The sequence below is a fragment of the Roseovarius tolerans genome (genome assembly GCF_900109855.1).
In the GTDB taxonomy this organism is placed as follows: Bacteria; Pseudomonadota; Alphaproteobacteria; order Rhodobacterales; family Rhodobacteraceae; genus Roseovarius; species Roseovarius tolerans.
Genome location: NZ_FOBO01000012.1, coordinates 1 through 24,610, shown reverse-complemented (window position 1 = coordinate 24,610; position 24,610 = coordinate 1). Strand labels below are relative to the sequence as shown.

Annotated in this window: 26 protein-coding genes; 15 read left to right on the top strand and 11 right to left on the bottom strand. The window is 63.4% G+C overall.

Going from position 1 to position 24,610, the window contains the following annotated elements:
* Positions 1-50: 50 nt before the first annotated feature.
* Complete coding sequence (locus tag BMX04_RS12400; protein WP_074786970.1) at positions 51-1,625, bottom strand: lysine--tRNA ligase; 1,575 nt, start codon at positions 1,623-1,625, stop codon at positions 51-53.
* A 118-nt stretch (positions 1,626-1,743) separates the two neighbouring features.
* On the opposite strand from BMX04_RS12400, the gene BMX04_RS12395 reads away from it, so the two are divergent.
* The 14 genes from BMX04_RS12395 (at position 1,744) to BMX04_RS12330 (ending at position 14,211) form a co-directional block, all read left to right on the top strand.
* Positions 1,744-2,169, top strand: coding sequence for a tellurite resistance TerB family protein (locus tag BMX04_RS12395; RefSeq protein ID WP_074786968.1), 426 nt, complete (start codon positions 1,744-1,746; stop codon positions 2,167-2,169).
* 85 nt (positions 2,170-2,254) lie between these two features.
* Positions 2,255-3,043 carry a ribose-5-phosphate isomerase RpiA gene (rpiA, locus tag BMX04_RS12390; protein ID WP_074786966.1) on the top strand — a complete coding sequence of 263 codons (789 nt, stop codon included), beginning with the start codon at positions 2,255-2,257 and terminating at the stop codon, positions 3,041-3,043.
* A gap of 13 nt (positions 3,044-3,056) precedes the next feature.
* Complete coding sequence (gene gor / locus BMX04_RS12385) at positions 3,057-4,403, top strand: glutathione-disulfide reductase (RefSeq protein ID WP_074786964.1); 1,347 nt, start codon at positions 3,057-3,059, stop codon at positions 4,401-4,403.
* 78 nt (positions 4,404-4,481) lie between these two features.
* A complete protein-coding gene (gene hflK, locus BMX04_RS12380; RefSeq protein ID WP_074786962.1) occupies positions 4,482-5,636 on the top strand; it encodes an FtsH protease activity modulator HflK in 1,155 nt (384 codons plus the stop codon).
* A gap of 4 nt (positions 5,637-5,640) precedes the next feature.
* Positions 5,641-6,519, top strand: a complete 879-nt coding sequence (hflC, locus tag BMX04_RS12375; protein ID WP_074786960.1) for a protease modulator HflC — start codon at positions 5,641-5,643, stop codon at positions 6,517-6,519.
* Positions 6,516-6,713, top strand: coding sequence for a DUF2065 domain-containing protein (locus BMX04_RS12370; RefSeq protein ID WP_074786959.1), 198 nt, complete (start codon positions 6,516-6,518; stop codon positions 6,711-6,713). The genes hflC and BMX04_RS12370 overlap by 4 nt, the downstream gene beginning before the upstream one ends.
* Positions 6,714-6,771: 58 nt before the next feature.
* The gene (crcB, locus tag BMX04_RS12365) at positions 6,772-7,149 is read left to right on the top strand and encodes a fluoride efflux transporter CrcB (RefSeq protein WP_074786958.1); all 378 of its coding nucleotides are present in this window, start codon (positions 6,772-6,774) and stop codon (positions 7,147-7,149) included.
* The gene (locus BMX04_RS12360) at positions 7,146-8,189 is read left to right on the top strand and encodes an RluA family pseudouridine synthase (protein ID WP_074786957.1); all 1,044 of its coding nucleotides are present in this window, start codon (positions 7,146-7,148) and stop codon (positions 8,187-8,189) included. Before crcB ends, BMX04_RS12360 begins: the two co-directional genes overlap by 4 nt.
* Positions 8,186-8,869: an HAD-IA family hydrolase gene (locus BMX04_RS12355; RefSeq protein ID WP_074786955.1), complete on the top strand. Its 684-nt coding sequence runs from the start codon at positions 8,186-8,188 to the stop codon at positions 8,867-8,869. Before BMX04_RS12360 ends, BMX04_RS12355 begins: the two co-directional genes overlap by 4 nt.
* Positions 8,866-9,576 carry an ATP12 family chaperone protein gene (locus BMX04_RS12350; RefSeq protein WP_074786953.1) on the top strand — a complete coding sequence of 237 codons (711 nt, stop codon included), beginning with the start codon at positions 8,866-8,868 and terminating at the stop codon, positions 9,574-9,576. The genes BMX04_RS12355 and BMX04_RS12350 overlap by 4 nt, the downstream gene beginning before the upstream one ends.
* A gap of 206 nt (positions 9,577-9,782) precedes the next feature.
* Complete coding sequence (locus tag BMX04_RS12345) at positions 9,783-10,802, top strand: amino acid ABC transporter substrate-binding protein (RefSeq protein ID WP_074786951.1); 1,020 nt, start codon at positions 9,783-9,785, stop codon at positions 10,800-10,802.
* Positions 10,803-10,921: 119 nt separating this feature from the next.
* The gene (locus BMX04_RS12340; RefSeq protein ID WP_074786949.1) at positions 10,922-12,136 is read left to right on the top strand and encodes an amino acid ABC transporter permease; all 1,215 of its coding nucleotides are present in this window, start codon (positions 10,922-10,924) and stop codon (positions 12,134-12,136) included.
* Between the two features lie 3 nt (positions 12,137-12,139).
* Positions 12,140-13,429 (top strand): amino acid ABC transporter permease, encoded by a 1,290-nt coding sequence (locus BMX04_RS12335; protein WP_074786947.1) that lies wholly within the window; start codon positions 12,140-12,142, stop codon positions 13,427-13,429.
* Positions 13,430-13,443: 14 nt separating this feature from the next.
* A complete protein-coding gene (locus BMX04_RS12330) occupies positions 13,444-14,211 on the top strand; it encodes an amino acid ABC transporter ATP-binding protein (RefSeq protein ID WP_074786945.1) in 768 nt (255 codons plus the stop codon).
* A gap of 97 nt (positions 14,212-14,308) precedes the next feature.
* Here BMX04_RS12330 and BMX04_RS12325 read toward each other — a convergent pair whose 3' ends face one another.
* From BMX04_RS12325 to argB, 4 genes are read right to left on the bottom strand one after another with little or no spacing between them, the layout of a single operon-like run.
* The gene (locus BMX04_RS12325) at positions 14,309-15,424 is read right to left on the bottom strand and encodes an acetoin utilization protein AcuC (protein WP_074786943.1); all 1,116 of its coding nucleotides are present in this window, start codon (positions 15,422-15,424) and stop codon (positions 14,309-14,311) included.
* A gap of 5 nt (positions 15,425-15,429) precedes the next feature.
* The gene (locus tag BMX04_RS12320; RefSeq protein ID WP_074786941.1) at positions 15,430-15,918 is read right to left on the bottom strand and encodes a SixA phosphatase family protein; all 489 of its coding nucleotides are present in this window, start codon (positions 15,916-15,918) and stop codon (positions 15,430-15,432) included.
* Complete coding sequence (locus BMX04_RS12315; protein WP_074786939.1) at positions 15,915-16,553, bottom strand: ferredoxin; 639 nt, start codon at positions 16,551-16,553, stop codon at positions 15,915-15,917. Before BMX04_RS12315 ends, BMX04_RS12320 begins: the two co-directional genes overlap by 4 nt.
* A gap of 54 nt (positions 16,554-16,607) precedes the next feature.
* Positions 16,608-17,471 carry an acetylglutamate kinase gene (gene argB, locus BMX04_RS12310; protein WP_074786937.1) on the bottom strand — a complete coding sequence of 288 codons (864 nt, stop codon included), beginning with the start codon at positions 17,469-17,471 and terminating at the stop codon, positions 16,608-16,610.
* A gap of 120 nt (positions 17,472-17,591) precedes the next feature.
* On the opposite strand from argB, the gene BMX04_RS12305 reads away from it, so the two are divergent.
* The gene (locus BMX04_RS12305; protein WP_050663697.1) at positions 17,592-18,323 is read left to right on the top strand and encodes an SDR family NAD(P)-dependent oxidoreductase; all 732 of its coding nucleotides are present in this window, start codon (positions 17,592-17,594) and stop codon (positions 18,321-18,323) included.
* Between the two features lie 24 nt (positions 18,324-18,347).
* Here BMX04_RS12305 and yihA read toward each other — a convergent pair whose 3' ends face one another.
* The 6 genes from yihA to BMX04_RS19425 form a co-directional block, all read right to left on the bottom strand.
* Positions 18,348-18,998, bottom strand: a complete 651-nt coding sequence (gene yihA, locus BMX04_RS12300) for a ribosome biogenesis GTP-binding protein YihA/YsxC (RefSeq protein ID WP_074786935.1) — start codon at positions 18,996-18,998, stop codon at positions 18,348-18,350.
* Positions 18,998-19,741, bottom strand: coding sequence for an MOSC domain-containing protein (locus BMX04_RS12295; protein ID WP_074786933.1), 744 nt, complete (start codon positions 19,739-19,741; stop codon positions 18,998-19,000). The genes yihA and BMX04_RS12295 overlap by 1 nt, the downstream gene beginning before the upstream one ends.
* Positions 19,741-21,573 (bottom strand): membrane protein insertase YidC, encoded by a 1,833-nt coding sequence (yidC, locus tag BMX04_RS12290; RefSeq protein WP_074786931.1) that lies wholly within the window; start codon positions 21,571-21,573, stop codon positions 19,741-19,743. The genes BMX04_RS12295 and yidC overlap by 1 nt, the downstream gene beginning before the upstream one ends.
* A gap of 138 nt (positions 21,574-21,711) precedes the next feature.
* On the bottom strand, positions 21,712-22,344 hold the full coding sequence (locus BMX04_RS12285; RefSeq protein ID WP_074786929.1) for a GGDEF domain-containing protein: 633 nt from the start codon (positions 22,342-22,344) through the stop codon (positions 21,712-21,714).
* 37 nt (positions 22,345-22,381) lie between these two features.
* Positions 22,382-23,251, bottom strand: coding sequence for a tRNA 2-thiocytidine(32) synthetase TtcA (gene ttcA, locus BMX04_RS12280; protein ID WP_074786927.1), 870 nt, complete (start codon positions 23,249-23,251; stop codon positions 22,382-22,384).
* 255 nt (positions 23,252-23,506) lie between these two features.
* Positions 23,507-23,659, bottom strand: coding sequence for a hypothetical protein (locus BMX04_RS19425; protein ID WP_175477362.1), 153 nt, complete (start codon positions 23,657-23,659; stop codon positions 23,507-23,509).
* Between the last annotated feature and the right edge of the window lie 951 nt (positions 23,660-24,610).

The window sequence follows — 24,610 nt, the reverse complement described above, 5'->3', positions numbered from 1 at the left end:
CTGTTTTCACGAATGGTAGCAAGCAGGCCAAAGCCGCGCAATGATCCAGATCAGGCCAGTTCGCCCGCCAGCCCCTTGTCGATCAGCGCCACGGTTTCCTGCACGCCGTAAAGTGCGATGAACCCGCCAAAGCGCGGGCCCTGCGAGGCCCCCAGAAGCACCTCGTAAAGCGCCTTGAACCAGTCGCGCAGCGGATCGAACCGGTCGCGTCCCACGGCATAGACGATGGATTGCAGCGCCTCGTCCTCCACCGGGCCGTCATAGGCCGCCAGTTGGTCGCGCAGATCACTCAGCGCCTCGCGCTCCAGATCGGTGGGCGCGCGATAGGTCTTGGCGGGGGCGACGAAATCCTCGTAATAGCGCACCGCGTAACCGGCGGCGGCGTCCATGTCGGGATGGGTCTCGGCGCTCGCCTCGGGCGCATAGCGGCGGATGAAGCCCCAGAGCGTCTCCTTGTCCTGCGCCGCCGAAACCGACGCGAGGTTCAGCAGCATCGAGAACGGCACCACCATCCGGCTCTCGGGCACGTCGCCATTGTGGATATGATGCACCGGGTTGTTGAGGCGCTGCGTGATGTCCTGCCCGGCATAGGCGCGCAATTGCTGGTGATATTCGTCCACCGCCTTGGGGATCACGTCGAAATGCATGCGCTTGGCGGTCTTGGGCTTTTGATACATAAAATAGCTCAGGGATTCCGTCGAGGCATAGCTCAGCCATTCGTCGATCGAGATCCCGTTGCCACTCGACTTGGAGATCTTCTGGCCGTTCTCATCCAGGAACAGCTCATAGGTGAAATGCTCTGGCGCGCGCATGCCAAGCGCACGGCAGATGCCGTCATAGATCGGTGTGTTGGTCGAATGGTCCTTGCCATACATCTCGAAATCGACGCCAAGCGCCGCCCAACGGGCGCCGAAATCCGGCTTCCATTGCAGTTTCACATTGCCGCCCGTCACCGGCAGCGTCCATTCGCGCCCGGTCTCGTCGTCAAAGGTCACGGTGCCGTCCTTGGCGTTGACCTCCTTCATCGGGACATAAAGGACACGCCCCGTCTCTGGGTGGAGCGGCAGGAAGATCGAATAGGTCTGCTGACGTTCCTCGCGCAGGGATTTCAGCATGATCTTCATGATGTCGTCATAGCGCTCGGCGGCGCGCAGCAGCACCTCGTCGAACTGCCCCGACGCATAGAATTCGGTGGCCGAAATGAACTCGTAGTCAAACCCGAACGTATCGAGGAACCGGCGCAGCATGGCGTTGTTATGCGCACCAAAGCTGTCATGGGTGCCGAACGGGTCCGGCACCGAGGTCAGCGGCTTTTGCAGATGCTCGGCCAACATCTCGCGATTGGGCACATTGCCCGGCACCTTGCGCATCCCGTCGAGATCGTCCGAGAAACAGATCAGCCGGGTGGGGATATCGCTGATCATCTCGAAGGCGCGGCGGATCATCGTGGTGCGCAACACCTCGCCAAAGGTGCCGATATGCGGCAGGCCAGAGGGGCCATAGCCCGTCTCGAACAGCACATGACCCTTTTCCGGCGGGGTTTTCTCATACCGTTTGAGCACGCGGCGCGCCTCTTCAAAAGGCCAGGCTTTCGAATTCATCGCGGCTTCGCGCATCTCTGACATCGGATCGTCTCCTCTCGCGCCGGTCAGGCCACCGGCAGGGCTGGGCCGGTTCCTATTGCGGGGGGGCGGAACAGTCAATATTCTGCACTGCAACAATGCCCGGCGTGAAAGGCCCAGAATGACCGATCAGATTCCCCACCCGCTGACCCCGCAGGACTGTCTTGTCGCGGTCATGATCGCCGTAGCCGCCTCGGACGAGGACATGCGCACCGCGGAACTCGTCAAGATCGAGAGCACGGTGAACAACCTGCCGGTCTTTGCCGCCTATGATCTCGACCGGCTGCGGGTGATGTCGCAGACGGTGTTTGATCTCTTCAGCGTCGAGGACGGGCTCGACGCGCTCTTTGGTCTCATACGCGACAACCTGCCCGAGCAACTGTTCGAGACCGCCTATGCGCTCGCCTGCGATGTGGCCGCCGCCGACGGTATGCTCAATGACCGCGAATTGCGCCTGCTGGAGGAAATCCGCTACGAGCTGAATATCGACCGGCTGCATGCGGCGGCCATCGAACGGGGCGCGCGGGCCCGGCACTTGACCGTCTGAACCGGGGCCGAGCCGCGCAATTGCCCCTCGCGCCCCGGCCCCAACTCTCCTATAACCCGGGCGGAACACACGGGGAGTCGCTGCCATGACCGGAGAATTATCGCCCATCGACAAGGCCAAGTTCGTGGCGGCCAAACGCTCGGTGGATTTCGTCGAGGACGGGATGCGCGTGGGGCTCGGCACCGGCAGCACGGCGGCTTGGATGGTACGCTGTCTGGGCGAGATGGTGCGCGAGGACGGGCTGCGGATCAGGGGTGTTCCGACCTCCACCCGCACCGCTGAACTGGCCCGCGAGGTCGGCATTGAGGTGATCAGCCTCGATGAGGCCAAGTGGCTCGACCTGACGATCGACGGCGCCGATGAATTCGACTCCAATCTCAACCTGATCAAGGGCGGCGGCGGCGCGCTGTTGCAGGAAAAGATCGTGGCGACGGCGAGCGACCAGATGGTGGTGATCGCCGATATCGGCAAGGAGGTCGAGGCGCTCGGTGCCTTCCCCCTGCCGGTCGAGGTGATCCCGTTCGGCTGGCAGACCACCAAGTCGCTGGTCGAGGAACTGCTGATCAACATGGATGTGCTGGGCCGTGACGCGACCCTGCGGATGAATGGCGAGCGGCCCTTCATCACCGATGAGGGCAACTACATCGTCGACCTGCATCTGGGCCGCATCGGCAACGCGCATCAACTGTCGATGGCGCTCAACCAGATGCCGGGGGTGGTCGAGAATGGCCTCTTTCTCGATATCTGCGACGTGGTGATCCTCGGTTACGGGGATGGCCGGGTCGAGACGCGCGACATCAACGAAGGCACGGTCGAGGAAGACCGGCTTGATTTCGTCGAGAACGAAAATCTTTTCACCGATCTGAACGACTGATACGGGGGCGCGCATGGCATTCGACTACGATCTTTTCGTGATTGGCGGCGGCTCCGGCGGGGTGCGCGCGGCGCGGGTGGCGGCACAGGGCGGGGCAAAGGTCGCCCTTGCCGAGGAAGACCGCTACGGCGGCACCTGCGTCATTCGCGGCTGCGTGCCGAAAAAGCTGATGGTCTTCGCCTCGGAATATCGCGGTGCCATGGCCGACGCGCAATCCTATGGCTGGACGGTGCATGCGGGCGGTTTCGACTGGGACGCGTTCAAGACGAAACTGCATACCGAACTGGACCGGCTCGAAGGGGTCTATCGCGGCATCCTGCGTAACAACGATGTCGAGAGCTTTGACGCCCGCGCACGACTGGTCGATCCGCATACCGTGGAACTGGCCGACGGAAGCCGCAAGAGCGCGCGGCATATCCTGATCGCTACCGGTGGACGGCCGGTGAAACCCGATCTGCCGGGGGCCGAGCACGCCATCACCTCGAACGATATCTTTCATCTTGAGAAACTGCCCAAGTCGGTCCTGATCATCGGCGGCGGCTATATCGCCTGCGAGTTTGCCTGCATTCTCAACGGCCTTGGCGTGCAGGTGACGCAGTTCTATCGCGGTGCGCAGATCCTGCGCGGCTTTGACGGCGAGGCGCGCGGGCTGGTCTCGGACGAGATGATCCAATCGGGCATCGACCTGCATCTTGGCACCAACATCCTGTCGATGGAGCCCGTCGAGGATGGCTATCGCGTCAAGGCCAGCAATGGCACCGAGGCCACGTATCAACAGGTGATGTTCGCCACCGGACGCGCCCCCAACACCGAGGATCTGGGTCTGGAGGCCGCAGGCGTCACCACCGGCCGCAAGGGCGAGATCGTGGTCGATGAGTATAGCCAGACCGGCGTGCCGTCGGTCTATGCCATCGGCGATGTGACCGACCGGGTGAACCTCACTCCGGTGGCGATCCGCGAGGGCATGGCCTTTGTGGAGACGGTGTTCAACGGCAACCCGACGCCGGTGGATCACGACCTGATCCCGACCGCGATCTTCACCCAGCCCGAGATGGGCACCGTCGGCCTGAGCGAGGAAGCGGCGCGTGATCAGGAGCCGGTCGATGTCTACTGCAATTCGTTCAGACCGATGCAGACCGCCTTTGCCGGACGCCCCGACCGGGTGTTGATGAAACTCGTCGTCAGCCGGGAAACCCGCAAGGTTCTGGGGTGTCATATCGTAGCACCCGGCGCGGGCGAAATGATCCAACTGGCAGGCATCGCCGTCAAGATGGGCGCGACCAAAGAGGATTTCGATCGCACCGTGGCGGTGCATCCGACCATGTCGGAAGAGCTGGTAACAATGAAAACACCTGTCTGAGCCGCTTGATTTTTTGCCTGTGCTGCACAGGTACAAACCAAGACCGTGACTGGCGGGACAACAAGGGAAGAGAGACGTATGGCTGGAAATTCTGGCGGCCCATGGGGCGGCGGCGGCAATTCTGGAGGTGGCGGCGAGGATCGTGGCCCGAACAAGGGTGGCGGTCGGCGCCCTCCCGAAGGAGGCTCGCAAATGCCCGAGATCGACGATCTGGTGCGCAAGGGTCAGGACCAGCTTCGCGTGCTGATGGGCGGACGCGGCGGCGGCTCGAATGGCACTGGCGGCGGTGGTGGCGAAGGCCCGAGTTTCGGCAAGGGTACCATCGGTCTGGCTGCGCTCGGCGCAGTGGCGCTCTGGGTGTTTGCCAGCGTCTACACCGTCAAGCCCGAGGAACAATCCGTCGAACTTTTCCTGGGCGAATATTACAAGACCGGAAATCCGGGCCTGAACTTCGCGCCCTGGCCGGTCGTGAGCTATGAAATCGTCAACGTGACGTCGGAACGGACCGAGGCAATCGGGCAGCGTCAGACGCGCGGCAACGAAGGGCTGATGCTGACCACGGACGCCAATATCGTGGACATCAATTTTCAGGTGGTCTGGAACATCTCCGATCCGGCCAAACTCCTGTTCAACATCCGTGACCCGCAACTGACCGTTCAGGCGGCATCCGAATCCGTCATGCGCGAGATCATCGCGGCGTCGAACCTCGCACCGATCCTCAACCGGGATCGTGGCATCATCGCCGATACCGCGATGGAGGATATTCAGGCCACGATGGACGAATATGACAGCGGCATCCGGATTGTCCGTGTCAACCTCGACAAGGCCGACCCCCCGCGCGAGGTGATCGACGCCTTCCGCGAGGTGCAGGCCGCCGAACAGGAACGCGACCGCCTGCAACGTCAGGCCGACGCCTACGCCAACCGCGTGCTGGCCGAGGCCCGCGGTGAGGCCGCACAGACGCTGGAAGAGGCCGAAGGCTACCGCGCCCGCGTGGTCAACGAGGCCCGCGGTGACGCGAGCCGCTTCACCTCGGTCCTGGAGGAATACGAGAAAGCGCCCGAAGTCACGCGCAAGCGTCTTTACCTTGAGCGCATGGAGCAGGTTCTTGGCTCGATCGACAAGACGATCCTCGATCAGTCCATCGTCGGCACCGGCGAAGGCAGCGGCGTCGTGCCGTACCTGCCGCTGAACGAACTGCGCCGCAACAACACCACCAACCAGGGGAACTGAAATCATGGGCAAGACGAAATTTTTCATTCCGTTCCTCGTCGTGGTCCTATTCCTCGGCCTGTCGTCGATCTTCGTGGTGGACGAGCGCGAAAAGGCGCTGGTGCTGCAATTCGGCCAGATCAAGGCCGTCAAGGAAGAGCCGGGGCTGTCGTTCAAGATCCCCTTCATCCAGGAAGTCGTGCGCTATGACGACCGCATCCTGTCGCTCGATACCGACACCATCGAGGTCACGCCATCGGATGATCGCCGCCTTGTCGTCGACGCCTTCGCGCGCTACCGGATCAAGGACGTGGTGCAGTTCCGCCAAGCCGTTGGCGTCGGCGGGCTGCGGGTCGCCGAGGACCGGCTGTCCTCGGTTCTCAACGCGCAGATCCGCGAAGTGCTGGGTGCCGATCAGGTGACCTCCGACACCATCCTCTCCGAGGATCGCCGCGAATTGATGCGCCGCATCCAGCGTCAGGCACAGATCAGCGCGCAGGGCCTTGGCCTCGACGTGGTCGACGTGCGCCTCAAGCAGACCAACCTGCCGGAGCAGAACCTCGACGCGACCTTTGCCCGGATGCGCGCCGAGCGTGAACGCGAAGCCGCCGACGAGATCGCCCGTGGTAACGAGGCCGCACAGCGCGTCCGCGCGCTTGCCGACCGGACCGTGACCGAGACCCTGTCGGATGCCGAGCGCGAAGCACAGGTGATCCGAGGCGAGGCCGATGCCGAGCGCAACGCGATCTTTGCCGACGCCTTTGGCGCTGACGAGGAGTTCTTCGCGTTCTACCGTTCGCTCGAAGCCTATGAAAAGGCGCTTCAGGGCAGCAATTCGTCGATGGTGATGACACCGGACAGCGAATTCTTCGATTACCTGCGTTCGGCCACACCGGACCAATGATCGAAACTGCGCTTCTGGCCCTCGGGCTGGTTCTGATCGTGGAGGGGCTGGTCTATGCACTGGCCCCTTCGCTTATGGACCAGATGCTTGTCGCCCTCGCGGCGCTGCCGCCCGAGGCTCGGCGGCTGCTGGGATTGCTCGCGCTGGTGATCGGGCTGGCACTGGTCTGGGCCGCCAAGACGCTCGGGGCATAAGCGGCGCGCAACGCCACGCCGCTTGACAACGCACCCCGCCCGCGCGACAGACGCCGCCATGATGATGACCTTTCTTCAGGTGGCTCTTGGCGGTGCGATCGGGGCCTGCCTGCGCTTTGGCGTGGGTCTTGCCATGCTGCGCGTCGCGGGGCCGGGCTTTCCGCTCGGCGTGCTGACGGTCAATGTCCTGGGCTCTTTCCTGATGGGGGTGATCATGGTGCTGTCCTTTCAACGCGGGTTCGATCATCTCAACCCGTTCCTGATGACCGGGGTGCTGGGTGGTTTCACCACATTCTCGGCCTTCTCGCTCGAGGCCTTAACGCTTTATGAGCGCGGGCAGATCGTGGCGGCGGCGGTCTATGTCGGCCTGTCGGTCGTGCTCTCGCTCGCGGCACTGGCGCTTGGCGTCTGGCTGGCACGGGGGATGACGGCATGAGCACGGTTCAGACACGGGTGGTGAAACCCGGCGACGGCGATCAGCGCCTCGACCGCTGGCTGCGGCGGCAGTTTCCGCATCTGACCCAGGGCCAGATCGAAAAGATGTGCCGCAAGGGCGAAGTGCGGGTCGAGGGGGGCCGCGTGAAATCCGCCACCCGGCTGGAAGAGGGGCAAAGCGTGCGCATCCCGCCGCTGCCCGATGCCGATAGCAAGCCCGCGCCAGATGCCGCCCGGATCAGCCCGGCGGATGCCAAGATGATCCAGTCCTGCGTGATCTACCGCGACGATCACGTCATCGCGCTGAACAAGCCGCCGGGCCTGCCGGTGCAGGGCGGCAGCAAGCAGGCGCGGCATGTGGACGGGTTGGCCGAGGCGCTGCGCTTTGGCTTTGACGAAAAGCCCCGCCTCGTGCACCGGCTCGACAAGGACACCTCCGGCGTGCTGATCCTCGCCCGCACCCGCGAGGCAGCCAAGGGTCTGACGGCCGCGTTCCGCCACCGCAACACGCGCAAAATCTACTGGGCCGCCGTCGCCGGATCGCCGGTGCCGCGCATGGGCACGATCCGCTTCGGCCTCGTCAAGGCGCCGGGGCACGGCGCCAAGGGCGAGGGCGAAAAGATGCTCTGCCTGCATCCGCGCGAGGTGGAGAATACCCCCGGTGCCAAACCCGCCATCACCGATTACGCGATGATCGAGAACGCGGGCGGGCGCACCGCGTGGATGGCGCTCATTCCGGTGACCGGGCGCACGCACCAGCTGCGCGCGCACATGGCCGAGATTGGGCATCCTATCGTGGGCGACGGCAAATATGGCGGCTCGGGGCAGGAAAATCTCGGTGACGGCTGGGGCGCGCAATTGGGCGGCGATGTCAGCCGCAAGCTGCACCTGCACGCCCGCTCGCTCAAGATCGAGCATCCGGTGAGCCGCGCGATCCTGCATCTGACCGCACCGCTGCCCGAGCATATGCAACGCACCTGGGATCTCTTTCAATGGCAGCCATCAGAGGCACCGGAGGACCCGCTCGAGGATATGGCATGAGCCGCCCGCTGCGTCTGGTGATCTTTGACGTGGATGGCACGCTGGTGGACAGCCAGGGCGACATTCTAGCGGCGATGACGGCGGCGTTCGAGCGCGCCGACCATCCCGCGCCGGGGCGCGAGGCGGTGCTTGGCATCGTCGGGCTGTCGCTCGATGTGGCGGTGCCGCGGCTGGCACCGCATCTGCCCGCCGATCTGCACACCCGCATCGTCGGCTGGTACAAGGAGGCCTATATGGGCCTGCGCGCGCAGTCGGGCGTGGCGCAATCCTCGCCGCTTTATCCGTATGCGCTCGACACCCTGCGCGTGCTGCATGCGGTGCCCGAAACCCTTCTTGGCGTGGCGACGGGCAAATCCGCGCGCGGGCTCGACAAGCTGCTGGACGGCCACGATCTGCGGTCCTTCTTCGTGACCCGGCAGGTGGCCGACCACCATCCGTCCAAGCCGCACCCCTCGATGCTGCGCGCGGCACTCTCTGAGACCGGCGTCGCGCCGGAAAACGCGGTGATGGTGGGCGACACCAGCTTTGACATGGAAATGGCGCGCGCGGCGGGCATCTCCGGCATCGGCGTCAGCTGGGGCTATCACAAGCCCGAGGCACTGGGCGCAGCAACCGCGATCGCGCATGATTTCCGCGATCTCGCGGGGTTGATCGACGACATCTGGAGGGCACCGGCATGAGCGAGTGGGCCGCGAAACGGTTTTGGAGCGAGGCCGGGGTCAGTGAGACCGACCAAGGCTTTGGCGTGCATCTGGATGGACGCCGCGTGCGCACGCCCGCCAAGGCGGAACTGATCGTGCCGACCCGCGCCATGGCCAGCGCCATCGCCACGGAATGGGACGCGCAGGAGGCCGGGATCGTCCCCGACACCATGCCCGTCACCCGCGCCGCCAATGCCGCCATCGACAAGGTCGCGCATCAACATGCCGAGGTGGCGCGCATGATCGCCGATTACGGCGACAGCGACCTTCTGTGCTACCGCGCCGAGAGCCCGGCGGAACTGGCCGCGCGGCAGGCCGAGGCCTGGGACCCGCTGCTCGACTGGGCCGAATCGGTCCTTTCCGCACGGCTGCACCCGCGCACGGGCGTGATGCATCAACCGCAAGAGGTTGAGTCTCTTGCGCGCCTGCACGCACAGGTAGAAATGCTGGATAATTGGGCATTGACCGCCTTTCACGATCTCGTCAGCCTCAGCGGCTCGCTGATCGTCGGCTTCGCCACGATCCACGATCTTCACCCTGCAAAAACCCTCTGGCACCTGTCCCGGATCGACGAAACCTGGCAACAGGAGCAATGGGGTAACGACGAAGAGGCCGAAGCGGTCGCGCTGAGGAAAGAAACTGACTTTCTCAACGCGAAATACTTCTACGATCTTTCGCGCGGGTAAAGCCGATGCCCTTTTCACGTCTTGACCTTGGGTCAGGACCGTGTCGGCTATTGGTTTTCTTGAACAAAGACTTGACGTTTTGTGATGAATCCACACAAACTTGCGGACACTGACAGGGGTTTTCATCCCTCAAACAGTGTAACAGCGGCCCCGCGCGGGCCGAACGAACCGCTCTCGAAAGAGCGGACAATCAGGAAGAGGTAAACATGAAAAGAACCGTATTTTTGGGCGCGCTGACCGTTGCTGGCGTTGCTGCCGGGGCATCCGCGGCTGCTACGCTCGATGACGTCAAGGCCCGCGGTAAGCTGAACTGTGGCGTGACCACCGGTCTCGTCGGTTTTGCTGCACCCGACGCGAACGGCGTCTGGGAAGGCTTTGACGTTGCTGTGTGCCGCGCCGTTGCTGCCGCTGTTTTGGGCGATCCGACTGCGGTCGAATTCGTACCGACCACCGGTAAGACACGTTTCACCGCGCTCGCCTCTGGCGAGATCGACATGCTGGCGCGCAACACCACCTGGACCTTCTCGCGTGATACCGACCTCAAGTTCGAATTCGTCGGCGTCAACTACTATGACGGTCAGGGCTTCATGGTGCCCAAGGCACTTGGCGTGAGCTCCGCAAAAGAGCTGGACGGCGCGACCGTGTGCATCCAGACCGGCACCACCACCGAGTTGAACCTCGCGGACTTCTTCCGCAAGAACAACATCAACTACGAGCCGGTGCCGATCGAAACCAACGCCGAAGGCCAGCAGCAGTACCTTGCCGGTGCCTGCGACACCTACACCACCGACGCCTCCGGCCTTGCCGCGACCCGTGCCGCGTTCGAGAACCCGACGGAGCACGTGATCCTGCCCGAGATCGTCTCGAAAGAGCCGCTCGGCCCGCTTGTGCGCCACGGCGACAACGAGTGGGGTGATATCGTGCGCTGGACGCTCAACGCCCTGATCTCGGCCGAGGAGCTGGGTGTCACCAGCGCCAATGTCGAAGAGATGGCATCTTCGCCGACCAACAGCCCCGAGATCAACCGCCTGCTCGGCACCGAGGGCAACCTTGGCGAGATGATCGGCCTCGAAGCTGACTGGGCCAAGCGCGCAATCGCGGTTGGTGGCAACTATGGCGAGGTGTTCGAGAGGAACATCGGCGAGAATACCCCGATCGGTCTCGCGCGCGGACTGAACGCGCAGTGGACTGATGGCGGCATCCTCTATTCGCCGCCCTTCCGCTAAGACCAGAACTGACAAAGGGCGCGGATCACTCCGCGCCCTTTTCACCTGACAGCTCTCAAAAAATCGGCCCACGGCGCAAAAGCCGATAAAAAACCGGGTCGAAACACAGGGAAACCCAGATGACAACGGTATCCGACCCTCCCAAGGCGTCGTTCCAACTGTCGCAGCTGATCTACGACACGCGGTATCGCTCCTATACATTCCAGTTCATCGCCTTGATGCTTCTGGTCGCGCTGATGGCCTATCTTGGCGCGAATCTCGTGCGTAACCTTGCCGAGCAAGGTCAGAACATCGCCTTCGGCTTTCTGGCAGAGCCGTCGGGCTATGACATCAACCAGCGACCGATCGAATATGACAGCCAGTCGAGCCACATGCGCGCCTCGATTGTGGGCGTTCTCAATACGCTGATCGTGGCCTTTCTGGGTTGCATCACCGCGACCCTCTTCGGGGTGACGGCCGGTATCCTGCGCCTGTCTCCGAACTGGTTGGTGCGCAAGCTGATGGCCTTCTATGTCGAGGCGTTCCGCAACGTGCCGGTGCTGATCTGGATCCTGATCATCTTCACCATCATGACGGCGGTGCTGCCCGCGCCAAGCGCGTTCCGTGGCGAAGATTCCCCCTCGAGCATGCTCTTCGGGTCGTTCGCCTTTACCAATCGCGGCGTCTACACGCCCGCGCCGATCTGGGGGCCGGGCTCGGTCGTCGTCGTGCTGACCTTCCTCGCCTCGATCTTTGGCGTGTTCTACTATCGCCGCTACGCGACCAAGCTGCTCTATGACACCGGCAAGCTCATCCCGACGGGCTGGCCGTCGCTGGTAATCCTCTTCGTGCCGACCATCCTGATCTATTTCATCCTCGGCCGGCCGATCGGCCTCGATTACCCTGCGCTCGCCGGTTTCAACTTTCAGGGCGGCATCCACATTCGCGGCTCGCTGATCGCGCTATGGTTCGCGCTCGCGATCTATACCGGCGCCTTCATCGCCGAAAACGTCCGCGCGGGCATTCAGGCGGTCAGCAAAGGCCAGACCGAGGCGGCGGCCTCGCTCGGGATGCGGCCACGCCGGATCATGAACCTGGTGATCCTGCCGCAGGCGCTTCGGGTGATCATCCCGCCGCTGATCTCGCAATACCTCAACCTCACCAAGAACTCGTCGCTGGCCATCGCCGTGGGCTACATGGATGTGACCGGCACCCTCGGGGGGATCACCCTCAACCAGACCGGGCGCGCCATCGAATGCGTCCTGATGCTGATGTTGTTCTATCTCACGATCAGCCTTGCCATCTCGGCGGTGATGAACGTCTACAACAACGCCATTGCGCTGAAGGAGCGTTGAGCCATGTCGGACAATCAGATTTCCTTCGTGCGCACCCACATGCTCCCCGAAGCGCCGCCTCCGGTCGCGGCAACCGGGGTGGTCAAATGGCTGCGTGAAAACCTGTTCTCGTCACCGGCCAATTCGCTGCTGACGATCGTGTCGCTCTACGTGGTGATCGATATCGTGATCTCGGCAGCGCCATGGTTCCTCAACGGCGTCTGGGACAGCCCCAGCCTGTCCGCCTGCCGCGACATTCTCGACGGCAATGTGGGGGGCTGCTTCGCGGTGCTCTCCGAGCGGTGGAACCAGCTTCTCTTCGGGTTCAAATACCCGTCGGAACTCTACTGGCGGCCGGGGCTAGCCTTCATCCTGCTGTTTGTCGCGGGCGCCCCTCTGCTGTTTTTCAAGCTTTTCCCGAGCAAGATGCTGATCTTCACCGGGCTCTACCCGTTCATCGCCTATTGGCTGATCTGGGGCGGGTCGCTGCTCGTGCCGGTTTTTGCCCTGCTAGGCGTTCTGCTCGGCGCCTTTGTCTACAAGCGCACGGTCAGTGCCAGCGCAGGCATGGCGGTGATCGCGGGCTTCGTGGCGGCGCTGATCTTCTGGATCCTGTCGGGATTCATCACCGCGCCCATGGCGAATGTGCTGGCAATCGAGCCGGTGCCCTCGCGCGACATGGGCGGCTTCATGATCAACCTGATGCTCGGCGTGGTCTGCGTGTCGCTCTCGGTGCCGTTCGGCATCATGCTGGCGCTTGGGCGGCAATCGAGCATGCCGATCATCAAGTGGATCTGCGTGGTCTTCATCGAGTTCATTCGCGGCGTGCCGCTTATCACGCTGCTGTTCGTCGCAAACGTGGTGCTGGCCTACTTCCTGCCGCCCGGCACGGCATTCGACCTGATCCTGCGGGTGATCATCATGATCACGATGTTCGCCTCGGCCTATATCGCCGAGGTGATCCGGGGCGGCCTCGCGGCCCTGCCACGCGGCCAGTATGAAGCGGCGGACAGTCTCGGTCTCGACTATGCGCAGGCGATGCAGCTGATCATCCTGCCGCAGGCGCTCAAGATCTCGATCCCGGGCATCGTGAACGTCGCGGTCGGCCTCTTCAAGGACACCACGCTGGTGTCGGTGATCTCGATGTTCGACATCGTCGGCATGATTCGCGGCCCGATCCTCGCCTCGGCGGAATGGAATGGCGTCTACTGGGAGCTGTTCGGCTTTGCCGCTCTTTTGTTCTTCGTCACCTGCTACGGCATTTCGCAATATTCACAGTGGCTGGAGCGTCAGCTTCAGACCGATCACCGGTAAGGAGGGTCATCATCATGGCCGCAGAAACACAAATGAAGGTCTCCGATCAGGTCGCTGTGGAGATCAACAAGATGAACAAGTGGTTCGGCGCGTTCCACGTGCTGCGGGATATCGACCTGACCGTCTATCAGGGCGAGCGGATCGTCATCGCGGGGCCGTCGGGCTCGGGCAAGTCGACGCTCATCCGCTGCATCAACGCGCTGGAGGAGCATCAGAAAGGCTCGATCACGGTGGATGGAACGGTGCTGTCCAACGACATCAAGAATATCGACCGGATCCGGTCCGAGGTCGGGATGGTGTTCCAGCATTTCAACCTCTTCCCGCATCTGACTATCCTCGAGAACTGCACGCTGGCTCCGATCTGGGTGCGCAAGACGCCCCAGAAAGAGGCCGAGGACATCGCCATGCATTTCCTCGAAAAGGTCAAGATTCCCGAACAGGCCGACAAATACCCCGGCCAGCTTTCGGGTGGACAGCAGCAGCGCGTGGCAATCGCGCGCTCGCTGTGCATGCGGCCGCGGATCATGCTCTTTGACGAGCCGACATCGGCACTCGATCCGGAAATGATCTCCGAGGTGCTCGACACGATGATCGAACTCGCCGAGGAGGGCATGACCATGCTCTGCGTGACCCACGAGATGGGCTTTGCCCGCAAGGTCGCGAACCGGGTGATCTTCATGGACCAGGGCCAGATCGTCGAGCAAAACGAGCCCGAGGAGTTCTTCAACAACCCGCAGTCAGAGCGGACCAAACTGTTCCTGAGCCAGATCCTGGGGCACTGATGGTATCGGGGGCGCTGCCCCCGTCGCGCGATGCGCGACTCCCCCGGAATATTTGGGGCAAGATGAAGGGACGGTCCGGCGGGCCGCCCTTTTGCCGTCAGACCCAAGCCGCCTGCCGGTCGCGCAGAGTGTGGATTGAAGCGCGCAACTCGTCTGGCACGCCCCCTTCGCGCGGGGCATCGCGCAGCGTGTCAATCAGCGCATCGGGCGGGAACGCAGGGCGGCGCGTCCATGTCAGGGCGGCGAGGACGCTGCGGGCGCGCTCGGGCAGGCGGTCTGGGATCTCACACCCATTCAGCGTGGCCCAGACCCCCGACCAGAGCCGTCCCACCGTCCACGGGTTGTAACCACCACCGCCGAGAACAAGCAGGCGGGTGCTGAGCGACCGCAGCAGCGCCACCGCCTGCCAATGGGCGTTGTTCGACAGCGCGAGACGCGAGAGCGGGTCTTCGGCCACCGCATCGGCCCCGCATTGCAGCACGATGGCCTCGGGCCGCATCGCCTGTAGCTTTGGCAGAATGACCTCGTGCAACGCCATGGCGAAACCGCTGTCATTCGTGCCCCTCGGCAGCGGCAGGTTGATGGCGGACCCGCCCGCCCGGTCGTCGAGCGCGCCGGTGAAGGGCCATCGCCGCGCCTCGTGGGTAGAGATCATCAACACGCGCGTCTCGCCGTGAAACGCCGCTGCCACCCCGTCGCAGTGATGCGCGTCGATATCGACATAGGCGATGCGGCTGAGCCCCTGCGCCAGCAGCGCCTTGAGCGCCAGAACCGGATCGTTGAGATAGCAGAACCCGCCCGCGTGATCGGCCATGCCGTGATGCGTGCCGCCGCCGGGATTATAGACCACGCCGCCCCCGGCGATCAGGTCTGCGGCCAGAAGCGAGCCACCGGCGGCCGTGGCCGGTCGGCGGAACATCTCTGGAAAAACCGGGTTCGACAACGTGCCCAGATGATGCCGGACGCGTGCCTCGGGGCTGACCATGCCCTCGGTCTCGGCGCGCTGCAGGGCGGCGATATAGGCAGGCGTGTGCCACGTCGTCAGCGCCTGCGGTCGCGCACGCGGACTGTTGATATATTGCGCGGTGGGCAGCCAGCCCATGGCGCGGCACAGGTCGATCACCGTGGGCACACGCGGAATCGACAGCGGGTGGCGCGCGCCATAGCTCGAGCCGCGATAGATCTCAGATCCGATGAAGCGCGGAGCCTGCATCGCGCTCAGATCATCTCACGCGGGATGACGAACTGCTGCGTCGCACCGGTGCCGGGCCTCAGGTCCGCCCAGTGGTCGATCTCGAACCGCACAACCAGCGTTGCCCCGGTGGGGTAGTCGTCGAACCGCTCATGCGCGGGGGGCGCTGTGACAAGGCTCGCGGCAAACTCGGCGATGCCGGGGTTATGGCCCAGCATCAGCACTCGCGCGCCGGTGGCCCCGCGCAAGACGCGCAGCATGTCGGGAACTTCGGCCAGATAGAGCACATCGTGCAGGTCCGGGGCCAAAGGCAGCTTGAGGCGCGCGCAGGTTTCCTGTGTGCGCGCAGAGGACGAGCAGAGGATCTGATCCGGGATCAGGTCTTGCGCGCGCAGCCAGTCCCCCAAGGCCGTGGCCGAGCGCTGACCGCGCTTGTTCAGTGGTCGCACGTGATCACGCAGCAGCGGACTGCCCCAATCGGATTTCGCATGCCGCATCAGGATCAGGTCTTTCATCCGAAATACCCCATGTGAAAGGCGGATTGCGCAGGTGCCCGCCCGTGGGACTGGCTGACCGGACAGGCGCGGCGCACCGCGCAGCCGCGCGCCCGGCAGTCATTGCCGTCGCGGTCCAGATCGGCCTTGCAGGCAGGCACGTCATAGGCTCCGGGGCGCAGCGCATCCACCGGGCAGGCGGTCAGGCAGGGTTGCGTCGCGCAGGTCTCGCAGGGGCGCAGGCCCGGTTCCGGCAGGTCGAGCCGCTGCGGGAGTGCCAGCGCACCGCGATAGGACACCATCAGCCCCGCCACGTCATGCACGAGCAACCCCACCGGCGACGGCCAGGCCCGCCCGCTGCGCCGCGCCCAATCGGTGAAGGGCTGCCAGGGCGGGCCACCGAAGGGAAAAATCGCCCGCGCCCCAAGATCATCGGCCAGCGCGGTGATGACGCGGCTCGACCAGCGATCCATCGGGTCAGGCGTGCCGTCGATGTATTCGGGGGTTTGCCGGAAGGCCGTCCAGAACCCCGGCTCGGACGGGCCCAGAAGCACCAATGTCGCATGCCCCGGCACCTCGCCCGCCTCCAGATGCAGCGCGCCCATCACCGCGAGGTGATGCGGGGCGGCGTGGCGAATGATCTCGGTCAGGCTCATGTCGGCATCCTTGCAATGATCCTGAACCTAACGCGCGCCGCCGCTTTCACAAGGTCACGTGGCCCGGATCAGCGAGCCCGCCCCGTGCTCGGTATAAAGCTCCAGCAGCGTGGCATTGGGCGCGCGCCCGTCGAGGATGACCACCGCGCGCACCCCGCCCTTGATCGCGGCGAGCGCGGTCTCGGTCTTGGGGATCATGCCGCCCGCGATCACGCCGTCGCGGGTCATCTGGCGGATCTGATCGGCGCTGAGTTCGGTGACGACGCGGCCTTCGGCATCGCGCACCCCGTCGATATCCGTCAGCAAGAGCAGCCGGTCGGCCTTGAGCGCGGCGGCCACGGCACCGGCGGCGGTGTCGCCGTTTATATTGAACGTCTCGCCATTGCGCCCCGCCCCAAGCGGCGCGATCACCGGGATTATATTGGCCTCAAACATGGTGTGCAGGATCGCCGGGTTGATCTCGTCAGGCTCGCCGACAAGGCCCAGATCTGGGCTGGAGGGCGTGCAGGTGATCATCCCCGCATCCTTGCCCGAGAGACCCACGGCGCGCCCGCCCTGACCGTTGATCGCCTGCACGATCCGCTTGTTTACGCGGCCCGAGAGGACCATCTCGACCACCTCCATCGTGGCAGCGTCGGTCACGCGCTTGCCATTCACGAAGTCGGACTTGATCGCCAGCTTCTCCAGCATCTCGTTGATCATCGGCCCGCCGCCATGGACGATCACCGGGTTGACGCCGACCTGGCTCATCAGCACCACGTCGCGGGCGAAGGTTTCCATCGCCTCGTCACTGCCCATGGCATGGCCGCCCAGCTTGATCACGACGATCGCGCCGGTATAGCGTTGCAGGTAGGGCAGCGCCTCGGAGAGGGTACGGGCGGTGGCGATCCAGTCGCGATTCATGTCTCTGGCCTTCATCCTTGTCTCCGGTATGGCATGCGCGTCTTGTTAGCCGCTCTGCATTGCCCTGCCAAGGGCCGTTGCATGTGCGCCCCGCTGCGCTAGGGTCAGCGCGAGGCATCAGGAAAGGACACGGGCATGACGGAACAGCGGACATTGCTTCTCACGGGGGCGAGCCGGGGGATCGGTCACGCCACGGTGCAGCGGTTCAACGCGGCGGGCTGGCGGGTAATCACCTGCTCGCGCCATCCCTTTCCCGCCGAATGCCCCTGGGGCGGCGGCGAAGACAACCATATCCAGATCGACCTTGCCGATCCCAAAGACGTGATCGAGAAGGTCGAGGCGATCCGCGCGCGCCTCGGCGGACGGCTCGATGCGCTGGTCAACAATGCGGGCATTTCACCCAAAGGGCCCGAGGGCGAGCGGCTCGACACGATCAGCACCGATCTGCGCACATGGGGGCATGTATTCCACGTCAATTTCTTCGCCCCCGTGGTGCTGGCGCGCAGCCTGAAGAACGAGTTGGCGGCGGCCAAGGGCGCGGTGGTCAACGTGACCTCCATCGCGGGCGCGCGGGTGCATCCCTTCGCAGGCGCGGCCTATGCCACGTCCAAGGCGGCGCTGGCCGCGCTGACCCGCGAGATGGCATTCGATTTTGGCCCTCTGGGCGTGCGCGTCAACGCCATCGCACCGGGCGAGATCCGCACCGCGATCCTGTCACCGGGCACCGAGGATCTGGCCGACCGCCTGCCGATGCGCCGTCTCGGCGAGCCGCAGGAGGTGGCCGATACCGTCTATTTCCTCTGCACCGAGGGCTCGTCCTACATCTCTGGCACCGAGATCGAGATCAACGGCGCGCAGCATGTCTGAGGCGGGGTTGCACGTGGGTTTCGGCTATTCCAGCGTCGCGATCACGGCGCGCAGGGTGGCGATGCCTTCGCCCTTTTCGCTGGATGTCAGGATCAGTTCGGGAAACGCCGCCGGGTGCGCGGCCAGTTTCTGACGCACCTGCTCCAGCACCTTGTCCCGCGCGGCGGCGCTGATCTTGTCGGTCTTGGTCAGCACGCATTGAAAGGTCACCGCAGAACTGTCGAGCAGCGCCATGATCTCTTCGTCCACCGGCTTGATCCCATGGCGGGCATCGACCAGCACGAAGGCACGGCGCAGGGTCTGACGCCCCGAGAGATATTGCTTTAGCAGCGCCTGCCATTTCTGCACCACCGCCACCGGCGCATTGGCATAGCCATAGCCGGGCAGGTCGACCAGATAGCGGCTCTCGCCAAGGGTGAAATAGTTGATTTCCTGCGTCCGACCCGGCGTGTTCGAGGCCCGCGCCAGCGCCTTGCGCCCCGTGAGCGCATTGATCAGCGTCGATTTGCCAACGTTCGAGCGGCCCGCGAAACACACCTCCAGCCGGTCGGCAGGCGGCAGGCCGGACATGGCGACCACGCCTTTGACGAACTCGACCGGCCCTGCAAAGAGCTTGCGCCCCAGTTCTGCACTGGCCTGATCGGGGGCCTCGGCCTCGGGAAAACGCATCTGCATCACAGCACCTCTACCGGGGCGCCGACGGCGATCGCGCCGGTCCGGGTGACTTCGGCATAGATGCCGAAATCCTGATGGTTCCAATTGGCGTTGAGCGCGCCCAACGTATCCAGATCACGCGCACCGGTGGCCGGGTTAGCGGTGGTCGCCATGCAGCGCCGGATCGGCTCGCGCACCTGCAATTCCGCCTCGCCGATGCGCAGGGTCCGCCCGACCAGATCGAATTCCGCCCAGGGCTCCAGCCCGCCCAAATGGATGTTGCAGCGCCAGCGCAGCGGCGACACCTCCGCCCCCATGCGCGTCGCCAGATCGGCGTTTGAGGCGAGGTTCAGAAGGCTCACGGACGGGTAGTCCGTATCCGTCACCCCGCGCCCGTCCAGCCGAAACAGCTGCACCGATTGCGCGCGGTTCACCGGCATCAGCGGCCGCACCCAATCCAGAAACGCCTGTGTCTCGCGGTCGGGGTCAAAGGTCAGATCAGGCCGCTCGGGATGGCTCAGCGTCACCAGTCCCGCGGCCTCGTCCACCCGCGCGTTGATCGCCATCAGCGCCGGGGCCTTGGCCCCGATCGAGAAATTGGTGCAGGGGGCCCATTCGCCTTCGGTCAGTCGCGCCAGCTCATGCGCCACGGCCCAACGCCTGTCCCAGGGCATTGCCTGCCCTTGGGCGAGGGTCACATCGGTCAGCGCCTCGCGCCCGTGCCCCTTGATAGGGTGCCGCCAGAGGGCGCTGACCTGTGTCATCACTTCTTCTTGCCCGTATCCGGCGCCGCCTTGTCGCGCTTGAAGCCCGACATGATGTTGCCGAACACGTCCGGCTTGTAGCCCTGGCTGCGCATGATCAGGTACTGCTGCGTAAACGTGATCACGTTGTTCGCGATCCAGTAGACCACGAGGCCGCTGGCAAAGCTGCCCAGCATGAACATGAAGACCCAGGGCATCCAGGCAAAGATCATCTTCTGCGTCGGATCGGTCGGCGACGGGTTCAGTTTCTGCTGCAGCCACATCGACACGCCGAGGCAGAGCGGCAGGATACCGATGAAGATCAGCGCGAGGATCGAGCCCGGCTCCGGCGCGGGCCAGGGGAAGACCCCCCAGAGATTGTAGAGCGAGGACGGGTCAGGCGCCGACAGGTCGTTGATCCAACCGATCCACGGCGCGTGCCGCAATTCCAGCGTGACGAAGATCACCTTGTAGAGCGAGAAGAAGATCGGGATCTGCAACAGGATCGGCAGACAGCCCGAGGCCGGGTTGACCTTTTCCTTCTTGTAGAGCGCCATCATCTCCTGCTGGAGTTTCTGACGGTCATCCCCCGCGCTCTCCTTGATCTTCTCCATCTCCGGCTGAAGCTCTTTCATCTTCGCCATCGAGACGTAGGATTTATAGGCCAGCGGCAGCAAGACCACCTTGATCAGCAGCGTCAGGCCAATGATCGCCCAGCCCATGTTGCCAATCAGCGCGTTGAGCCAATGCAGCACCGCGAAGATCGGCTTGGTTAGGAAAAAGAACCAGCCCCAGTCGATCGAGTCCAGAAAACCCTGGACGCCTTCCTCGTTCTCGTAGTTGCGGATGGTGGCCCATTCCTTGGCCCCGGCAAACAGCCGGGTTTCGGCGACCGAGGTCTCACCGGGGGCGAGGCTGCGCGTGGCCTGCACGGTTTCGGTCTGGAAAATGCCGCGCTGCGGATCGTATTTGCTGACCGCCTTGAACGGGTTGCCCTGTTCGGGAATGAGCGTGGTCATCCAGTAGTGATCGGTGAACCCGATCCAACCGTTCTCATTGACCTGCGTGACCTCGGCGGGCGCGCCCTCGCGCGGGTTGAATTCGTATTCCTCGACATCGTCATAGTCGATTTCCGACAGCGTCCCGTCGGCCATGCCGATGAGGCCCTCGTGCAGGATGAAGAAATTCTTCAGATCATCCGGTCGCCCGTGCCGCGCGAGAATGCCGTAAGGCGCAAGGCTCACCGTCGCCTCGCCGGTATTCTCAACGCTCTGGCGCACCGAGAACATGAAGTCCTCGTCGACGCTCAACTCCCGGCGAAAGATCAGGCCCGCGCCATTGTCCCAGACCAGCGTGACGGGGCTATCGGGCGTCAGGGTCTCGCCGCTCTCGACCTGCCAGAGCGTGTTAGCACCGGGGACATCGTCGATGGTCAGCCCCGCACCGGGGGCCCAGCCATAAAGCGCATAATAAGGCGTTTCGCTGCCAACGGGCGACAGCAGGCGCACGATATCCGAGGCCGGGTCGATGGTCTCGCGGTAGTTCTTGAGAAGCAATTCGTCGATCCGCCCGCCCTGAAGCGAGACCGTGCCGGTCAGGCTCGGCGTCTCGATATCGAGCCGCGGCGCGTCGGGGGTTTCGGCGGTCTCGGTGCCGGTGGCCGCCGCACCTGCGGTGCTGGCCGGTGCATCCGCCGACGGTGTGGACGCGGTCGGTTGCCCTTCGGTCGCGGTGATCGGCGCGTTGGGATCGGTGGGCGCGGTTTCCGGTGGCGGGAACAGCACGAACCAGACAAGGATCACGAGAAAGCTGAGCGCCGTCGCGAGTATGAGGTTCTTGTTCTGATCATCCATATCGGGGGGCCGTCCGTCTGTTAACTGTCAGAGGCGTTCAACAGAGTGCGGCCCCAAAGGTCAAGCGGATTCCGTTGTTTTGCAGGCGGGCGCGGGGATTCGTCGCCTCTGCGCGCCGGGGGCGTTTGCGTCGCCACCCTAGCGCCGGGGGGATGGTCCGGGGTCATGCAGAAGCAGGGCAGAGGGGCCGCGACGCACCGCCTCGTCCAGCGTCACCATGAGGCCGTCGAGCAGCGCCGTGCCGGATCGCGCGCATCCTGCCGGGGCAAGGTAAAGGGCCAGTGACGCGGCCGGATGCAGCGGGGCATCACCGGTGAAAACCTGTTCTTCGACAATGGCTTGAAGCCGCCGGCCAAGCCTGACAAGCGCCGGGTCGTCAAGCCCCGGCACCGCAGCGAGCAGGATGGCGATCTCACCGGTGTGCAGATCGAAAACCCGGTCTTCGGGGCGCAACGACTGGCGCAGGCGGGTCAGGGTCAGCGCGGTCACCTGCGCAGGTGCGATCCGCAGCAGGATACAGGCGAAACCCTGGCCTGTTTTCCGGGACGTCTCCAGGTCCCGGTCCAGCGCGCCGCGCAACTCCGTGGCGGCATGGCCGGTGCCCCGCCGATCCTGCCAGAGCGGGATAAGGCCCAGAAAAACGAACGGTACAGCAAAGACCAGCGCCTGCGTCCCGAACCACGACAGGGCCAGCGCCACGGCCAGCAGAAAGACGCAGGCCGCAGGCAGATACGCCCGGGTTATCCCATATTTACCAAACAGTTGCGCCATCTTTCCCCTCGATGGGGCGCAGCATGGCATCCAAAGGTTAACGAAGCTTGGGCAAGCCTTCGGGATTTCCGTCGGATTTTAACGGCTCTGTCGTCAGCCCCGCGAAATCGAACAGCTTCGGGTCGAGCAGATGCGAGGGCCGGGCGTTCATCAGCGCGCGGAACATCACCTGACGGCGACCCGGCGAATTGGCCTCCCACCCGTCGAGGATCGCTTTCACCTGCTGGCGCTGCAACCCGTCTTGGCTTCCGCACAGATCGCAGGGAATGATCGGGTAGTTCATCGCCCGCGCGAACCGCTCGCAATCGGCCTCGGCGACATGGGCGAGCGGGCGGTAGAGAAACAGATCGCCCTCCTCGTTCACCAGCTTGGGCGGCATCGTCGCGAGCCGCCCGCCGTGAAAGAGGTTCATGAAGAATGTCTCGAGAATATCGTCGCGGTGATGGCCGAGCACGACCGCCGTGCAGCCGTCCTCGCGCGCGATGCGGTAGAGATTTCCGCGCCGCAAACGGGAACAGAGCGCGCAATAGGTGCGCCCCTGCGGCACCTTGTCCATGACGATGGAATAGGTGTCCTGATACTCGATCCGGTGCGGCACGCCGCGCGCTTCCAGGAACTCGGGCAGGACGGTGGCGGGAAATCCCGGCTGCCCCTGATCGAGATTGCAGGCCAGCAACTCCACCGGCAACAGGCCGCGCCATTGCAGCTCATGCAGCACGGCGAGGAGCGTGTAACTGTCCTTGCCGCCCGACAGACAGACCAGCCATTTGCCCCCCGGCTCCACCATGCCGTACTGCTCCACCGCCTCGCGCGTGTGCCGCACGATGCGCTTGCGCAGCTTCTTGAACTCGGTGCTGGCGGGGGCCCCGTGAAAGAGCGGATGGATATCGTCGATCTCGTCAAGCATGGGCTGGGTTTAGGGGGTTTGCGGGGAGCAGGCAAGGGTGTGGGGGGCTGTCAAGCGTGCGGTGGGGTGGGCGCGCGTGGGTCAGTTGTACATCTCGGGCGCTGAATGTCATGTTCGGGGGAAAGAGGGGATTTCGGGTGGCTAAGCGCAATCGGAACTGGGTCGATTTCTAGTGCCTTTATCATTTGCGCCAATTTCTGCTAGGCGCAGAGTGCGAAGCTTTCAAAGTTTCGACGATTTCCCGAAAGTCGTCGCTCAAGCCAAACGCAGCGGATGCCGGTTTTGCGCCCAAACCGTCAAAGAACCGGGAAGCTTTTCCTCATTCTCGAATAAGCCCGCTTGCTTCCGGCCAGCCGTTGTAGCGACCATTAATTTTGCAAGACTGTGTTCTTTTCCGGCAATCAGCATAACAATTGGTCTTGTTAGTTCTATTAGCATCACAAAAATTATAGCAGTGTTTACCGAACCCAGTACAAGTAGCCTCAGATGCGTCGCCACAGCATTTCTTTAAACCCTTCGCGTCTGGGGAAGTCCTCCAATAGTAGCTTCCCGTGGCCAGGCAGGGGCCTAATCGCCGCGCGCAGGCGTCAAAACATCGCGAGTTATTAGGGTCATTTTGTTTACAAAGGCTATCACAACGCAACTTCTCATAACTGCAAGTTCCCCTTTCCACAGATTGCGCCTGCGCCATTGTCAACGAAAGAAAGGCAAGAAAACAGACGAGGGAAAATAGACGCACAAAGGTAATAGAACTCCTAATTTTCAATGTACTAATGTGCACAATAATAATCTCCAAACTGTAAAAATTTGCATGCCCTGCGGAACCAATGTGGAATAACCCTCTTAAAATTAAGGGTTTACCGATGTTGCATTTTTGTCAAGTTTTTAGTGTCCATGAAGTGATTTAGGAACTGGCGTCCACCTCCCTCTTCACAGCTGGTGTCGGTCGTTCATTGAGCTAACAATCATCGACGCGGTGCCATTATCGTGGCACACGATGTGCATCGTTTCCATCGACATGTAGCGGCGTGAGGCTGTCTACACCTCGTTATGCTCCGCAATGAGTGCACCACCAGCCGGATGACGGCTTCTAGCTAGCAGTATCACGACGAGGCCGCTGCGCCGCTTGATCTTCTTGTTGAGGGCTACAGAGTATCGATGCCCCATCCGCTTATTACCCATTGGGGACCGGCGCGGCGAAAGTCAGCTATCGCAGATACAAGCCAAGGTCTGTCGGTCCGCTGTATGCTGGAAGAGGTCGTTGTTTAGAGCGGGTTGCGAGCTTTCTGATTCAGATTCCCATGAGGCTTGATTTGTGATTCCCTGTCTGCATGGCAGATATGGGGGTTTGAGATGGGT

Excerpts from the sequence above, each read along its gene's own strand:
- hflC (WP_074786960.1), top strand. The coding sequence starts at position 5,641 with ATGGGCAAGACGAAATTTTTCATTCCGTTCCTCGTCGTGGTCCTATTC.
- BMX04_RS12335 (WP_074786947.1), top strand. The coding sequence starts at position 12,140 with ATGTCGGACAATCAGATTTCCTTCGTGCGCACCCACATGCTCCCCGAA.
- BMX04_RS12360 (WP_074786957.1), top strand. The coding sequence starts at position 7,146 with ATGAGCACGGTTCAGACACGGGTGGTGAAACCCGGCGACGGCGATCAG.
- BMX04_RS12355 (WP_074786955.1), top strand. The coding sequence starts at position 8,186 with ATGAGCCGCCCGCTGCGTCTGGTGATCTTTGACGTGGATGGCACGCTG.
- gor (WP_074786964.1), top strand. The coding sequence starts at position 3,057 with ATGGCATTCGACTACGATCTTTTCGTGATTGGCGGCGGCTCCGGCGGG.
- argB (WP_074786937.1), bottom strand. The coding sequence starts at position 17,471 with ATGAAGGCCAGAGACATGAATCGCGACTGGATCGCCACCGCCCGTACC.
- BMX04_RS12320 (WP_074786941.1), bottom strand. The coding sequence starts at position 15,918 with ATGAAAGACCTGATCCTGATGCGGCATGCGAAATCCGATTGGGGCAGT.
- BMX04_RS12350 (WP_074786953.1), top strand. The coding sequence starts at position 8,866 with ATGAGCGAGTGGGCCGCGAAACGGTTTTGGAGCGAGGCCGGGGTCAGT.
- ttcA (WP_074786927.1), bottom strand. The coding sequence starts at position 23,251 with ATGCTTGACGAGATCGACGATATCCATCCGCTCTTTCACGGGGCCCCC.
- BMX04_RS12325 (WP_074786943.1), bottom strand. The coding sequence starts at position 15,424 with ATGCAGGCTCCGCGCTTCATCGGATCTGAGATCTATCGCGGCTCGAGC.
- yidC (WP_074786931.1), bottom strand. The coding sequence starts at position 21,573 with ATGGATGATCAGAACAAGAACCTCATACTCGCGACGGCGCTCAGCTTT.
- yihA (WP_074786935.1), bottom strand. The coding sequence starts at position 18,998 with ATGCAGATGCGTTTTCCCGAGGCCGAGGCCCCCGATCAGGCCAGTGCA.
- BMX04_RS12285 (WP_074786929.1), bottom strand. The coding sequence starts at position 22,344 with ATGGCGCAACTGTTTGGTAAATATGGGATAACCCGGGCGTATCTGCCT.
- rpiA (WP_074786966.1), top strand. The coding sequence starts at position 2,255 with ATGACCGGAGAATTATCGCCCATCGACAAGGCCAAGTTCGTGGCGGCC.
- BMX04_RS12395 (WP_074786968.1), top strand. The coding sequence starts at position 1,744 with ATGACCGATCAGATTCCCCACCCGCTGACCCCGCAGGACTGTCTTGTC.
- BMX04_RS12295 (WP_074786933.1), bottom strand. The coding sequence starts at position 19,741 with ATGACACAGGTCAGCGCCCTCTGGCGGCACCCTATCAAGGGGCACGGG.
- BMX04_RS12315 (WP_074786939.1), bottom strand. The coding sequence starts at position 16,553 with ATGAGCCTGACCGAGATCATTCGCCACGCCGCCCCGCATCACCTCGCG.
- BMX04_RS12340 (WP_074786949.1), top strand. The coding sequence starts at position 10,922 with ATGACAACGGTATCCGACCCTCCCAAGGCGTCGTTCCAACTGTCGCAG.
- crcB (WP_074786958.1), top strand. The coding sequence starts at position 6,772 with ATGATGATGACCTTTCTTCAGGTGGCTCTTGGCGGTGCGATCGGGGCC.
- BMX04_RS12370 (WP_074786959.1), top strand. The coding sequence starts at position 6,516 with ATGATCGAAACTGCGCTTCTGGCCCTCGGGCTGGTTCTGATCGTGGAG.
- BMX04_RS12345 (WP_074786951.1), top strand. The coding sequence starts at position 9,783 with ATGAAAAGAACCGTATTTTTGGGCGCGCTGACCGTTGCTGGCGTTGCT.
- BMX04_RS12330 (WP_074786945.1), top strand. The coding sequence starts at position 13,444 with ATGGCCGCAGAAACACAAATGAAGGTCTCCGATCAGGTCGCTGTGGAG.
- BMX04_RS12400 (WP_074786970.1), bottom strand. The coding sequence starts at position 1,625 with ATGTCAGAGATGCGCGAAGCCGCGATGAATTCGAAAGCCTGGCCTTTT.
- BMX04_RS12305 (WP_050663697.1), top strand. The coding sequence starts at position 17,592 with ATGACGGAACAGCGGACATTGCTTCTCACGGGGGCGAGCCGGGGGATC.
- BMX04_RS19425 (WP_175477362.1), bottom strand. The coding sequence starts at position 23,659 with ATGCTGATTGCCGGAAAAGAACACAGTCTTGCAAAATTAATGGTCGCT.
- hflK (WP_074786962.1), top strand. The coding sequence starts at position 4,482 with ATGGCTGGAAATTCTGGCGGCCCATGGGGCGGCGGCGGCAATTCTGGA.